The 13,847-nt window shown below is 41.2% G+C and carries 12 protein-coding genes and 1 other annotated feature; of the genes, 4 read left to right on the forward strand and 8 right to left on the reverse strand.

All coding sequences use genetic code 11. The features are described 5' to 3' along the window. Positions 1–75 precede the first annotated feature (75 nt). Together MKY11_RS14010 and MKY11_RS14015 are read left to right on the forward strand one after the other, a co-directional pair. The gene (locus MKY11_RS14010) at positions 76–1,263 is read left to right on the forward strand and encodes an MFS transporter (protein WP_024719303.1); all 1,188 of its coding nucleotides are present in this window, start codon (positions 76–78) and stop codon (positions 1,261–1,263) included. Positions 1,264–1,276: 13 nt separating this feature from the next. After that, positions 1,277–2,116, forward strand: a complete 840-nt coding sequence (locus MKY11_RS14015) for an aldo/keto reductase (RefSeq protein WP_039168372.1) — start codon at positions 1,277–1,279, stop codon at positions 2,114–2,116. 44 nt (positions 2,117–2,160) lie between these two features. Here the strand turns inward: MKY11_RS14015 and MKY11_RS14020 are convergent, their stop codons facing one another. From MKY11_RS14020 to MKY11_RS14045, 6 genes are all read right to left on the reverse strand, one after another. Beyond that, positions 2,161–3,660 carry an extracellular solute-binding protein gene (locus MKY11_RS14020; RefSeq protein ID WP_008343015.1) on the reverse strand — a complete coding sequence of 500 codons (1,500 nt, stop codon included), beginning with the start codon at positions 3,658–3,660 and terminating at the stop codon, positions 2,161–2,163. A gap of 25 nt (positions 3,661–3,685) precedes the next feature. After that, entirely contained in the window at positions 3,686–4,546 is an 861-nt protein-coding gene (locus tag MKY11_RS14025; protein ID WP_089374176.1) for a carbohydrate ABC transporter permease, read from the reverse strand. Positions 4,547–4,764: 218 nt separating this feature from the next. Then, positions 4,765–5,517: an NAD(P)-dependent oxidoreductase gene (locus MKY11_RS14030; protein WP_268430991.1), complete on the reverse strand. Its 753-nt coding sequence runs from the start codon at positions 5,515–5,517 to the stop codon at positions 4,765–4,767. Positions 5,518–5,569: 52 nt separating this feature from the next. After that, positions 5,570–6,472: an alpha/beta fold hydrolase gene (locus MKY11_RS14035; RefSeq protein ID WP_160757435.1), complete on the reverse strand. Its 903-nt coding sequence runs from the start codon at positions 6,470–6,472 to the stop codon at positions 5,570–5,572. 130 nt (positions 6,473–6,602) lie between these two features. After that, positions 6,603–9,017, reverse strand: coding sequence for a leucine--tRNA ligase (gene leuS, locus MKY11_RS14040; protein WP_017367888.1), 2,415 nt, complete (start codon positions 9,015–9,017; stop codon positions 6,603–6,605). 97 nt (positions 9,018–9,114) lie between these two features. Next, positions 9,115–9,336, reverse strand: a binding site (T-box leader). A 102-nt stretch (positions 9,337–9,438) separates the two neighbouring features. Next, complete coding sequence (locus MKY11_RS14045; protein WP_008343006.1) at positions 9,439–9,768, reverse strand: DUF4257 domain-containing protein; 330 nt, start codon at positions 9,766–9,768, stop codon at positions 9,439–9,441. A 425-nt stretch (positions 9,769–10,193) separates the two neighbouring features. On the opposite strand from MKY11_RS14045, the gene MKY11_RS14050 reads away from it, so the two are divergent. Next, on the forward strand, positions 10,194–10,997 hold the full coding sequence (locus MKY11_RS14050) for an STAS domain-containing protein (RefSeq protein WP_007501884.1): 804 nt from the start codon (positions 10,194–10,196) through the stop codon (positions 10,995–10,997). 84 nt (positions 10,998–11,081) lie between these two features. Next, positions 11,082–11,780 (forward strand): hypothetical protein, encoded by a 699-nt coding sequence (locus tag MKY11_RS14055; RefSeq protein WP_342501499.1) that lies wholly within the window; start codon positions 11,082–11,084, stop codon positions 11,778–11,780. A 60-nt stretch (positions 11,781–11,840) separates the two neighbouring features. On the opposite strand, the gene MKY11_RS14060 is transcribed toward MKY11_RS14055, so the two are convergent. Both MKY11_RS14060 and MKY11_RS14065 read right to left on the reverse strand, forming a co-directional pair. Then, complete coding sequence (locus tag MKY11_RS14060) at positions 11,841–13,151, reverse strand: ABC transporter permease (protein ID WP_113747076.1); 1,311 nt, start codon at positions 13,149–13,151, stop codon at positions 11,841–11,843. Then, positions 13,141–13,839, reverse strand: a complete 699-nt coding sequence (locus tag MKY11_RS14065) for an ABC transporter ATP-binding protein (RefSeq protein ID WP_007501890.1) — start codon at positions 13,837–13,839, stop codon at positions 13,141–13,143. Before MKY11_RS14065 ends, MKY11_RS14060 begins: the two co-directional genes overlap by 11 nt. Positions 13,840–13,847: the final 8 nt, after the last annotated feature.

Genomic DNA, 13,847 nt, shown 5'->3' on the forward strand with positions numbered 1-13,847 from the left:
TATCTATGTTAGATAATAACTCTTGCCGATCGGCTTCGTCTATTAAAATGTCATGAAAGAAGGATGTGAATCACTATGCAAAACAAACAAAATCACTTTGCCCTTCTCGCACTAGCGATTAGTGCATTTGCTATAGGTACAACTGAATTTATCTCTGTAGGTCTCCTACCGATGATCTCAGAGGACTTTGGCGTGAGTGTCAGTCAGGCCGGCTGGACCGTTTCTTTATATGCGCTCGGTGTTACCTTTGGCGCACCAATTCTAACCTCCCTGACTTCCGCTATGAACAAAAAGACATTGCTTTTGCTCATTATGCTCGTCTTTCTCATTGGAAATACACTTGCCACGATTGCCCCGACTTTTTCTGTGCTCTTAATCGGACGAGTGATTTCAGCCCTATCACATGGCGTATTTATGTCGATTGGCTCGACCATTGCCGCAAGCCTTGTGGTGAAAGAAAAGCGGGCAAGCGCTATTGCCTTTATGTTCACTGGTTTAACAGTCGCTACTGTGACCGGTGTGCCATTCGGTACGTTTCTTGGTCATGAGCTCGGCTGGCGGACGTCATTTGGTGTGATTGTCATGATTGGCCTAATCGCACTGATTTCTAACTATTTCCTTGTTCCGTCTCAATTGAAACAGGGTGTGAAAACAACGTTTAAGGATCAAGCAGCCTTATTAAAGACGAAAAGAATTTTGCTTTTATTTGTCATTACTGCTACAGGGTATGGAGGAACTTTTGTCGTCTTCACCTATTTATCCCCTCTCTTGCAGCATGTGACAGGTCTTGCGCCTGGAACAGTTGCCTTGATCCTGCTGTTATACGGGATGACCATCGCCGCTGGGAATGTCATTGGCGGAAAAGCAGCGAATAAACAGCCAATGAAAGCACTGATTTATATGTTTATCATTCAAAGTCTCATCTTGTTTATCCTTAGCTTTACTGCTGGATTTATGACACTCGGGATTGGAACTGTGATGCTGATGGGACTGTTTGCTTTCATGAATGTACCCGGCCTTCAAGTTGCCGTCGTTGATTTTGCAGAAAGGTATACACCTGGAGCTGTCGATGTTGCTTCCGCTCTGAATATCGCTGCCTTTAATGCAGGTATCGCCATTGGTTCATTTTTAGGCGGTATCGTGACAGATACCCTTGGGCTTGTGCATACCGGCTGGGTTGGCGGCATCATGGTGCTCATGGCGGCTATACTCACGATGGTGAGTCATCAAATCGAACAAAAAGAATACAAACAAACCATTTAAAGGAGACTTTCATATGAACGATTTACAAAGTACAAAAACATTAAACAACGGCGTCCGCATGCCAGGATTTGGTCTTGGGGTCTTTCAGGTTGAAGAGGGAACGGAATTAATTGAAGCTGTTAAAACAGCCATTCAATTAGGATATCGCAGTATTGATACAGCTTCTATTTACGGCAATGAAGAAGGTGTTGGACGAGGCATACAACTTGGTCTAGCAGAAACAGGCCTTCGCCGCGAAGACATCTTTGTGACATCCAAAGTGTGGAATGCCGATTTAGGATATGAAGCGACACTAAAAGCATACGAAGACAGCCTGAAAAAACTTCAGCTTGATTACCTTGATCTGTATTTAATTCACTGGCCAGTTGAAGGGAAATACAAGGAAGCCTGGCGCGCGCTTGAAACGCTGTACCGTGAAGGAAAAGTTAGAGCCATCGGTGTGAGTAACTTCCAGCCGCATCATCTAGATGAATTATTGAAAGATGCGGACATCATTCCAGCGATTAATCAAGTCGAGTTTCATCCAAAACTCACGCAGGAAACGTTGTTTACGTATTTGAAAACACATGGTATCCAAATGGAAGCCTGGTCACCACTTATGCAGGGAGAGCTGCTGCACCACCCGCTGATCACGGAGCTTGCGGGCACATACAGCAAAACACCTGCTCAAATTATTTTGCGCTGGGATGTGCAAAAAGGCGTCATTACGATTCCTAAATCAACGAAAGCCCATCGTTTAAAAGAAAATGCCGATATTTTCGATTTTGTCCTATCTGATGAGGATATGAAGCGCCTGTCTGCCTTAAATGAAAATAAACGAATTGGTCCTGATCCAGACAACTTCGACTTTTAATGAAAACACCCCCGCTTTTTACTAAGCGGGGGTCTTCATGTTCATCATTTTGATTTTTTAAAGGAAGCTTCATATTCTTCTATGATTTTATTTCCACCATTTGATTTCCACTTCTCTACATCTTTCTTAAATTGTTCTTCGTTGATATCACCAAGAATGAACTTATAGGTCGCATCATCGATGATTTTCTTCAATTCATTTCCTCGCTCTGATGCTGTTTCTGAATACAGGCTTTCAGCAGGGTTAGCGACAATGATGTTTTTATTGTCTTCTTCTAGTTCTTCATATTTTGTACGAACTGCATCGCCTTTATTTTTCAAGTAACGTTTATCAATCCCTACGAGGCTGACAAGCGGCTGTACATCTGTCTGCCAGCTTTTCACTTGGCTTTCTTCCCTCACAAATGTATTTCCATCTTGTTTGTTATAATGCTTTCCATCAATCCCGTACGTCATGAGACCATACACGTCTTCTTCTGCAATGCGGTCAAAGAAAGCCAAAATTCTCTTTAACTCTGCTTCTGATTTGACGCTTGTTTTAGGGAAGGCGAAGATGCCATTATGGCCGCCTGATGCCCATACACGTTCTTTGCCATCTGGGCCTTTGATTCGGTTGATAATATCCACTTCCATGTTCTTATCTGTTGCATCATCTCTTAAGTTCACTGCATCTACCATATTTCCAACATAGATACCCGCTTTTCCTTGTGAGAACAATTCTTGCTGCTGCGTTTTGCTTGTGACTGGGAAGTCTTTGTTTATATAGCCATTGTCACGCAACTTTTTCATATATTTCATTGTATTCATATACTCATCTGTCATAAAGTCTGGCGTAAATTTGCCGTTTTCTTCTTTCCAATCTGTTGGCATTCCTTCATAAGAACCGAGCGTTTTAAATGCACCGTAAATCAAATCGTTACGGTCTGTAAAACCAATTGTATCGTCCTTACCATTTTTGTTCGGATCTTTTTCAGTAAATGCCTTGGCTACTTCATAAAGGTCATCCAGCGTTTTTGGTGTATCCAAATTTAAATTTTCAAGCCAATCCTTTCGAATGACAATCCCTTGTCTTGAAAGTGGTCTCTCTCTATAAATGCCATAAAGCTTCCCATCGATAGAGGCATTTTTATTAATCAGTTCGTTCATCTTACTTAAATTTGGATAATCCTTTAAGTATGGACCGATTTCCCAGAACATGCCTGATCTAAACGCATTGATAGCAGATGAATTCTTAATGTCTTGAATCGTCACAATTTGCGGGAGGTTCCCTGCGGCAAGTGCTGAATTTAAACGGTCTTCTTTCACCGCATCAGGCACCCACGTAATATCAAGCTCTGTATTTGTGAGCTTCTCAATCTCTTCTAACACTGAATCTTTCGGCGGCTGCTGATGATATAAAATCGCCATCCATGTCAGCTTCACCTTTTTGTCTAAATCAACCTTTTCATCTGATGAACTTGCCCCTTTACTTGAACAAGCTGACAGAATACCACTTGCGGCAAATAACAAAACAAAGGCAATCAGCCATAATTTCTTTCTCCCCATAAGATCCCTCCGTTATTCCATCTTTTTAACCCTTTACAGAACCTAGTAATGCCCCTTTGTTGAAATGCTTTTGAATAAATGGATAGACAAGCAGAACGGGAATGGTCGCCACGACGATGACCGCCATTTTAATGGTTTGGTCTGGCGGCGGTGTTGATGAGCCCATATCTGACATATCTCCCTGCATACCGCTTGATACAATGACGATTTGTCTTAACAGGACCTGAATTGGCCATTTCACCGAATCGTTTAAATATAAAATGGCTGTCATGTACGTATTCCAATACGTCACGGCATAAAAAAGTGAAATCGTCGCAATAGCTGGCAAAGAAAGTGGCAGTACGATTTTAAAGAAGATCCCTAAATCGTTACAGCCGTCCATCTTCGCTGATTCTTCAAGGCTAGCCGGTATGTTTTGAAAGAAGTTTTTCAAAATGATCAAATTGAATGCATTGATGGCCACTGGCAGAATGAGTGACCAGTAAGTATCAAGCAGCCCAAGTGTTTTCACGACGATAAACGTCGGAATCATCCCTCCGCTAAACAGCATCGTGAAGACAACGAGAAACATGAGGGTTCTTCGGCCCTTTAGCTCCTGACGAGACAGCCCATACGCCATGAGTGAGGATAAAAACATGCTGACCGCTGTTCCAACGAGTGTCACAAGAATGGATACAATCAGGCTGCGATACACAATATCTGTAGAAAAGATATAGCGATAGGCCTCTAGAGAAAACGTCGTTGGAAACAAAATAAACTTCTTTGAGATGACCTCTTCTACTGTCGCAAAAGAGGCGGCAATGACATGGATGAACGGGAGCACACATATTAATGCGAACATGAGTAGAAAAGAGTAATTCAATACATTGAACAATCGGCCTTTAATAGAACGATCTATGTTCATCACGCCCTTTCTTTGTAAGCGTTATCATTTCGTCTGAACATAAGCTGCAGCCTTTGACGATATCGTGATTAAAATGTAACAAACGGGGGAAGAAAGCGTCTATAATCATCATGACAGACCACAGAGATGATCATGCCATTCGTGCTTTTAGCCTCATCAATGAAAAGAAAAAGATCATGAGCTAATGTCATGATTATGCCCTATGCCTGATCGTTTTCTTTCAAAATTTCTGCCGTATTGACATCTGGCCTGTAGCCTAACTCCTGCTTCGCTTTCTCAGTAGACCAAGGTTTTCCTTCGTTTTCTGATACAGCATAATAAGTCCCGAATGGAACGTCCGTTTCGATGGCAGCCTTGATCATGCCGAAAAGGTCTTCATGTGAAAGAAGCGTTCGTTTCGTTCTTTTTTTAGTGTGCAATCCTTCCATCTCATCTGTCACGACGGTTCCAATTCTCAAATTGATGACAGACATACCTGTTTGATCGTGAAACAAACGCCCAAGCTGTTCGGAAGCAAATTTTAAAATGCCATACACATTTTTCGTTGCTGGTACATCATCAGTCGTAATTTCTCGCCCTAGTAAGGAGTGACCATCTTTTTCATATCGATCTGTCACATGATTACTGCTTGCAAAAATGACTTTTGGAATGCTTAACCTGACCGCTGAACGAAACATATTATACGTGCTTATCCAAAACACATCATTCATTTTTGCAAACTCCTTTTCATTCATCACATCATGCGTCATGTCTATGTTTAAAAGATGAATGATCACATCTGTATCTCTTGGAATGGCTTGAAACAACTCCTCATCATTTGCCGTATTTGCAAAAATGACTTCTTTTACACATCTTGTTTGATCAATGATGGTCAGGTCATACTCCGAAGAGAGCTCGTTAGTTAATAAACGTCCGATGACACCACATCCGCCAATCATGGTGATTTTTTTCATCTGTTTCCTCCTTCATCTTCTATCGGAGTAGTATGTCCATGCCGTCTATTGATTACAGCCACTTTTTCAAAAAACGTGTAGCCTCGTGGCGCATAGCAGCCGTTTCAAAATGACCTGCATGTAAACCTACAAGCTGATAACGTTCCTTTAAGGAAGCAGCTTGATAGGCTTGACTTAATGTCTGTTGAATTCGTCCAACACCTTCAGCTGGTGTAAGCTGATCATGCTTTCCAACTAAGCTTAAATGCGGTCTTGGGAAAATCATTTCTTGGATGTCAGCTGCTGTAAAGTGCTTAGCTAAGCTCGGTACATAATAGTAAAAACCGTGTCTATCTAAATGATTTGTTTCAATCAATGTGTGATGATCAACCTGTGCGCAAAGATCCACACACACACTGACCCTCTCATCAAGTGCTGCCGTCCACCATGAAAGAAGGCCGCCCATTGACATCCCAAAAACAGCTAAACGCTCTGGAAGCACATCAGAGCGGGACAGCAAATAATCAATTGCACACATGCTCTCATACAGCATCATGCCCCACATCACTTTTCCTGTTAACAGCATTTCTTTGAAAATTTCACTTTCTGTTCTTCCCCTTCTTTCACCAAATCCCGCGTGATCAATCGCCAACACACTATAGCCCTTTGAAGTGAATTCTTTTGCGTATGAAGGCGTTTGCAAATAATGAGCCCCCTTCAATAACTCTTCTTTCCCATCCACATAATTCCCACCATGAGAATGCTGAAACAAGACAACAGGCCTTTTTTTTACTGTATCTTTCGGCTTCACAAAATAAGCCGGAACTTCCTCCACCCCATGAATAGAGAGAATGAGTGTTTCTACTAAGTACGATTCACGTTCCTCAATCTTTAACGTATACGCCTCCACACGATGGCGCTCCGGCATTTCCCCTAATAAACTGAGCAGTTGTTCACGTTTGCTTTCCTTTTCCATTGACGTCACTCCTCATTTTCTTGATCAACTTGTTAAATACGAGATTGATGGAGGAATTACCTTGTTTTCGACAAAATTATGTCCCGGGAAATAAACAACACCCATCGGCTGATACCGATGGGTGCGTTCATTAGTTTGCGACAATATTGACAAGTTTTCCAGGAACCGCAATCACTTTGCGGATTGTTTTCCCTTCAAGCTGTTCTTTTATCCGTGCATCATTTTTCGCAAGCTCTTCTAGCTGCTCTTTTGTTGCATCAGCAGGGACCGTTAATTTTGCTTTCACTTTTCCATTTAGCTGTACGACAATTTCCACTTCATCATCGACAAGTTTTGACTCATCATATTGCGGCCATGCTTCATAAGAAATAGACCCTTCATGACCAAGTTTATTCCAAAGCTCTTCCGCTACATGCGGTGCAATCGGAGAAAGAAGTTTCACAAATCCTTCTGCATATTCTTTCGGCAGTGTGTCAGCCTTGTATGCATCGTTGATGAACACCATTAATTGTGAAATCCCAGTATTGAAACGTAAGCCTTCATAATGATCCGTTACCTTCATGACGGTTTCATGGTAGCTGCGCTCTAATGCGCCGCCAGATTGCTCTGTCACTTTATCACTGATGGAGCCATCTTCATTTGTAAACAGACGCCATACACGATCTAGGAAACGACGAGCACCATCAAGACCTGTTTCAGACCAAGCAATCGACGCATCTAAAGGTCCCATGAACATTTCGTACAGTCTTAATGTATCTGCACCATGAGATTCTACGATATCATCTGGGTTGACAACATTCCCTTTTGATTTACTCATTTTTTCATTATTTTCACCAAGAATCATTCCTTGGTTGAACAATTTCATGAACGGTTCTTTTGTTGGAACAACACCAATATCATACAAGAATTTATGCCAGAATCGTGCATATAGCAGATGAAGCACAGCATGTTCTGCTCCACCAATATACACATCAACCGGAAGCCATTTCTTCAGCTTTTCAGGCGATGCAAGTTCTTCTGTGTTATGTGGATCAATATAACGTAAGAAGTACCAGCAGCTACCTGCCCATTGTGGCATCGTATTGGTTTCACGGCGTCCTTTTTTACCTGTCACTGGATCGACGACCTCTACCCAATCTTTAATATTCGCTAAAGGTGATTCACCTGTTCCGCTTGGCTTAATCTCAGTCGTCTTAGGCAAAATCAGTGGAAGCTCTTCTTCTGAAACAGCTGAAGATGTTCCGTCCTCCCAATGAATAATTGGAATTGGCTCTCCCCAGTAACGCTGACGGCTGAACAGCCAGTCTCTTAAACGATAAGTGACTTTCTTTTCACCTTTTTGATGTTCTTCCAGCCATGCAATCGCTTTTTCAATTGCTTCTTCTTTCCCTAAGCCGTTTAAGAAATCAGAGTTGATGTGCTTTCCATCACCTGTGTAGGCTTCTTTGTCAATGTCTCCACCTTCGACAACCTCTTTGATTGGAAGATCGAATGTTTTGGCGAATTCATAATCACGTTCATCATGAGCAGGAACTGCCATGATCGCTCCAGTGCCATATGTGGCTAACACATAATCTGCAATCCAGATCGGCATCTTTTCCCCATTCAATGGATTGATGGCATAAGCACCTGTGAAAATGCCCGTTTTCGTTTTAGCAAGATCTGTTCGCTCTAAGTCACTCTTAGACTGAATTTCTTTGATATATGCTTCAACTGCTTCTTTTTGAGCAGCTGTTGTAATTTTTTCAACTAGTGCATGCTCTGGTGCAAGAACGGCATATGTTGCACCAAATAGTGTATCAGGACGTGTTGTAAACACCGTAAACTGTTCGTCATGTCCTTCTACTTCGAAGTGAACATGTGCACCTTCAGAACGTCCAATCCAGTTGCGCTGCATGTCTTTGATGCTTTCAGGCCAATCAATGTCTTCTAAATCTTCTAACAGCCTGTCCGCATATGCTGTAATTTTTAGCATCCATTGCTTCATTGGACGTCGTTCAACAGGATGCCCTCCGCGCTCACTTTTCCCATCAATGACTTCTTCATTTGCAAGGACTGTACCGAGTGCTGGGCACCAGTTTACAGGTACTTCATCAATATACGCCAATCCTTTTTCGTACAATTTCAAGAAAATCCACTGGGTCCATTTATAATAATTCGGATCTGTCGTGTTAATTTCTCGATCCCAATCATACGAGAAGCCCAATGATTGAATTTGACGGCGGAAATTATTAATGTTCTCTTCTGTAAATGCAGCTGGATCATTTCCTGTATCCAGCGCATATTGTTCCGCTGGAAGACCAAATGCGTCCCATCCCATTGGATGAAGAACATCGTATCCCTGCATACGTTTCATACGTGATAAAATATCCGTTGCTGTGTATCCTTCAGGATGCCCTACATGAAGCCCTGCTCCTGATGGATAAGGAAACATATCTAGCGCATAAAACTTTGGTTTATCTTCCGAGTCAGATGTGGCGAATGTTTTATGTGTCAGCCAATAATCCTGCCACTTTTTTTCAATTTCCCGATGCTGAAAACTCAATGTGAAAACCTCCTTTAATATGTACGGCTTTATCTGCTCAGATGACCACTGCAAGAATTCAGATTTTTCTAAAATCAACAAAAAACCCTCATCCCTGGAAAGGGACGAGAGATTTTTTGGTTCCCGCGGTACCACCCTTGTTAGCGTCATGAACTGTTCATACGCTCACTTAATATCTTTAACGCAGACATGCGACAGAAGCTTTAACGCAACTGCAACTCTGAGGCGAGTTCAGAAGCAGATTTGATTGACTTTCACCAGCCGTCAATTCTCTAAAGACAAATACTGCTTTCCTACTACTCCTCTTCACTGTTCTTATCGTAACCGTCATCTAAGTAGTATTTTATAGAATTATGATCATAAGTGCAAGCAGGTTTGTATACAATGGGAATGTACCCTAGACTAGGGTAAAGTGAGGATATTATTCGTGTGGAGATCGGTTATGACGGTTGGAGCCTGCATCCTGTGAACGTTCTTCTCTCACAAAATCGAAGCTTCGCAGAACTGCTTCTCCTCCGTAACCTGAAATAATGGATAAGATGATCAAGTGCAGACTAGATTCGGGATTTGAGGATAAGACAAGCAGTGTAGCAGCAATCATCCCAACGAGCCAATCTTCAATAAACCCTAGATAAATAAACTTCTTTGTCATTCTGGGCTTCTCTAGCCTGCCTTTTTTCTTTACGTGACCGAGAATGCCCATGACCCCTCCAATGGCGCAAGCAATAATGACTTGTTGCAGCATTTTCATCACCTTCCTAAAGCCCTTAGAATAGTAAAGCGACTTCAGGCTGTCCAGCCCCCTGTAATGCCATTCTGCTGTTCCGTCATAATCCATGTAAAAGGTCTATTCTCTCTAACGAAGAAAAAAAGCTTGTTTCTTCCATTATATGTGAATGACCCAAAAACAATCTTGATGCATTGGAATCATTTTCACCTAATCCATATTAACTATTTTTGTCATTTTATGAATTATCCTCAAATGATTCCTTCTTTTTCTAATGAAAAGTCTCCTTACTTACTCTATTCTAATGGAGGACAAACTATGATGACAAATTTAACAAAGCGATTGCAATCATTGAAACAGAACATATGTTATGTTACGTTTAAAAAGAATTCATTTGGTTTTAAAAAAACCATCTTAAATGTCTGATAGCAGCAGCAAAGGAGGGTAATATGGTCAGCTCGAACATCTTCGGCTTGCAAAAACAGCTTGAACTCATAAAAAAAGCGCTGGATCATGCGCGGATTGGTGTTGTCATTACAGACCCTTCTTTAGAGGATAACCCTATCGTTTATGTGAATCATGGCTTTACACAAATGACTGGATATAAACCAGATGAGATTCTTGGACGTAATTGTCGATTCCTCCAAGGAAAAGACACAAATCAAGAGCAACTTGCCTTAATACGTCACGGAATTCAAAACAAAACACCTATTACCACACAGCTCAAAAATTATAAAAAAGACGGTACTTTTTTTTGGAATGAACTCAATATAGACCCTCTATACATTGAACAAGATGACAAAACATTTTTTATTGGCTTTCAAAAGGACATTACAAAGCAGAAAGAATATGAACAACTCCTAGAAGATTCCTTACAGGAAGTCACCTCTCTGTCGACGCCAATTGTCCCAATCAAAAATGGTGTTTCCGCTCTTCCACTCATCGGAAAATTATCAGAAGAACGCTTTGATGCTATCGTCGCGAAGTTAACTTGTATATTAGAAGATTCAAAGGATGATTATTTAATTGTCGATCTTTCTGGTTTAATTGATGTCGATGATTCCGTTGCAGCGCGAATTTTCAAACTGCATCACCTGCTGAACTTAACTGGAACTGAACTCATCATCACTGGGATCAAACCACAGCTTGCGATGAAAATGAAAGACTTAGATACAGACTTCCAGAATACGATCACTTATTTAACGGTAAAAGAAGCAATCAAAGGATTGCCATTAGCTGAAAACCCTGTTTAAACAGGGTTTTTTTAATTGAACCGCTCCCCAAAATGGAAAAATGAGGTATGATAGGTATAAATAGCGATATAGGGGGGCTGCCAGATGATGATGTTACTCATCATAGGTCTTTTATGTATTTGTTTCGCCATAGGATATGCCGTCAATTATTTATTACTTAAACACCAAAATCAACAAATCTTTTCAAAAAAACTCTTCTATCCTTTTTTGACCATTGGTCTTGTTTTTTCTATTATGTCATTACCGTTTGCCGGCACAGGTGCTCCGAAAGCACAAGCAGATCCATCTTCTGAACAGCTGCTGAAAGTGCAAAAACAATTAGCATCTGACATTTCTCCTCTAAAGGAAGACAAAGAAACGCTGACGGCCTCTTTAGAAGACGTGACCAAAGAAAAAGAAAAGCTATCCAAGAAATTAGAAACCATCACCTCCGAAAAGAAGACAGTCAAACAGCAAGAAAAAACCATCCATGAGCTTGAAGAGAAAATAGACAAGCTCACCTCTACAAACGAAACACTCAAAAAAGAACACCAGAAAGTAAACAAAGACACCACGTCATCGGCCCAGCGATCTGCTCCTAAAGATGATGGGTCGAATACTGGCGGTCATGAGTCACAAAAAGAAACAAAAAAAGAATCTGCCGCCTGTAATATTAAAGGAAGTGTCAACGGCATATATCACACACCGAGCAGCAGATACTACTCACGGACAAAAAACGTGACCAAAATGTTCTGCTCCGTAGAAGAAGCTGAGCGTGCAGGGTACCGGGCACCAAAGCAATAGACATCTTTTGACGATAAAAAAACCTCCTGTCAGCCCAATATAGGTACAGGAGGTTCTTCTTTAAATTTCTCTTCTTAATGCTGTTAATACATTCGTTTTTGTCGCCTTACGTGCTGGATTGAGTCCAGAAATAATGGCGACTCCTGCACTAATCACTGTTGCTGTGACCACAAGGCTTAGCGGAATATAGGAGAAGGTGATCGAGAATTGATCACTTGATCCCCCTTCAGACATGGAAGACAAAATTGCTGGAATGATTAAATTCACTGCAAAACTAACGATGTACGAGATGATAATCCCGATGATCGATCCAATCACCCCAATATAAGCACTTTCCATGAGGAACATTCGCTTAATAATGGAAGGATTCGCACCGATGGCTTTCATGATCCCAATCTCTTGTGTCCGCTCTGTTACGGCCATTGTCATCGTATTGAAAATGCCGATCGCCGAAATAATGACCGCAATACATCCAACAAAGATGAGTCCAATTTTAAAGACTGTAAAGAACATATCCATTCCTTCAAGCTGATTCGTCACAGAGATGACTTGATAGCCGTCATCTGTCAGCTTATCTGTGAGCGCACCGACATTGTCGAACTTATCAGCATAGACAGACGTCATTTTTTCGACATTTCCTGCATCAGGAGACAGATCGAGCACTTGACTAAATTCTTTTTCATAAGCATTCGGAATAAGAATTTTATGATCCTGCTGCCACTCCAAATTCGGTTTCTTCAATACACCGACGACACGGAAATCGAACGTCTTTTCTTTCACCACTTCATTTTCTTCATTCAGTTTCGGCACCTTGATTTGAATGACTTTGTTTAAAATTTCCTTCGTATAGCCTTTTGGCTCTTCCGGTGTATCTTCACCATTTGATGTCTGATTCATTTCTTTTTCATAGTCTTTTCGTTCTTTTTCCGTCCAAAGTTGTTCTGCCATTTGATACCCAACTACAATTTCATTCGCCGATGTTGGGACTTTTCCACGGTCTAGTTCAAGGCCTGCCTCTTTTTCTTCTTTCATATCTGTCAGTACAGCCTGCGTATCACTTGAGCGATTATCGAGCTCGACGTGAACCGATGGAATGATTGACGTTCTTGCAACGACAGATTTCGCATGATCATATTTCTTTAAATCGTCAACCTTGACGTCACCTTTTTCTTTGCCTAACACTTTAATTTCTGTGATAATTTGTTGTTTCATGATTTCATCTTGAGCCGATTTTTGCAGACCAAAACCAACTGACGCTAGAACGATTAAGAAAGAGCATGCCATTGTCGTTGCAAGTATGGTCATAAACACACGCAATCTATTTTTCTTCATATTTCTTCTGATGAATTTGACCTGATCTCTAAATTTCAATGGACTGATCCCCTTTCTTTAATACACCATCATGAAGCTGGAACGTTGTGTCTGCGATTGAAGCGACTTCATCGTCATGTGTAATGATGACAAATGTAATTCCTTTTTCACGATTAAGCTGCTGGATAAAGGCTAGAATTTCTCCTTCAGTTTCTGAATCCAGACTGCCTGTTGGCTCATCCGCTAAAATAATAGACGGATTAAGGATCAAGGCTCTTGCAATACTCACACGCTGCTGCTGTCCACCTGATAGTTCATTAGGATAATGTCCTGCGTGATGTTCCAGTCCAACTCGTTTCAGCATTTCCTTTACTTTCACTTTTCGCTCAGACGGCTTCACACCTTTTAAAGTGAGCGGAAGTTCAACGTTCTCATATGTTGTTAAACTCCCGATCAATTGAAAGCTTTGAAAGATAAAGCCAAAATGATCTAACCGAAAGTCTGCCCATTCTTTCTCATTAAAGCCGGTCACATTGGTGCCATCAACCATAATTTGTCCGCTTGTTGGCGTAATATATCCCGATATTAAATTCAGTAAAGTGGATTTCCCCGAACCGCTTCGTCCGACGATACATGCAATTTCGCCTCTTTTAATAGACAAGTCAATGTCTTTGAGCACAGGAATCTCGTTCTCCCTGCCCTTTTTCCCAATTTTAAACACATGATCTAACGATTGAATTTGAATCATCTCTACTC

Source organism: Bacillus sp. FSL W7-1085, assembly GCF_038595035.1.
GTDB classification, from domain to species: domain Bacteria; phylum Bacillota; class Bacilli; order Bacillales; family Bacillaceae; genus Bacillus; species Bacillus altitudinis.

Excerpts from the sequence above, each read along its gene's own strand:
- MKY11_RS14010 (WP_024719303.1), top strand. The coding sequence starts at position 76 with ATGCAAAACAAACAAAATCACTTTGCCCTTCTCGCACTAGCGATTAGT.
- MKY11_RS14015 (WP_039168372.1), top strand. The coding sequence starts at position 1,277 with ATGAACGATTTACAAAGTACAAAAACATTAAACAACGGCGTCCGCATG.
- MKY11_RS14020 (WP_008343015.1), bottom strand. The coding sequence starts at position 3,660 with ATGGGGAGAAAGAAATTATGGCTGATTGCCTTTGTTTTGTTATTTGCC.
- MKY11_RS14030 (WP_268430991.1), bottom strand. The coding sequence starts at position 5,517 with ATGAAAAAAATCACCATGATTGGCGGATGTGGTGTCATCGGACGTTTA.
- MKY11_RS14035 (WP_160757435.1), bottom strand. The coding sequence starts at position 6,472 with ATGGAAAAGGAAAGCAAACGTGAACAACTGCTCAGTTTATTAGGGGAA.
- MKY11_RS14045 (WP_008343006.1), bottom strand. The coding sequence starts at position 9,768 with ATGAAAATGCTGCAACAAGTCATTATTGCTTGCGCCATTGGAGGGGTC.
- MKY11_RS14050 (WP_007501884.1), top strand. The coding sequence starts at position 10,194 with ATGGTCAGCTCGAACATCTTCGGCTTGCAAAAACAGCTTGAACTCATA.
- MKY11_RS14055 (WP_342501499.1), top strand. The coding sequence starts at position 11,082 with ATGATGATGTTACTCATCATAGGTCTTTTATGTATTTGTTTCGCCATA.
- MKY11_RS14065 (WP_007501890.1), bottom strand. The coding sequence starts at position 13,839 with ATGATTCAAATTCAATCGTTAGATCATGTGTTTAAAATTGGGAAAAAG.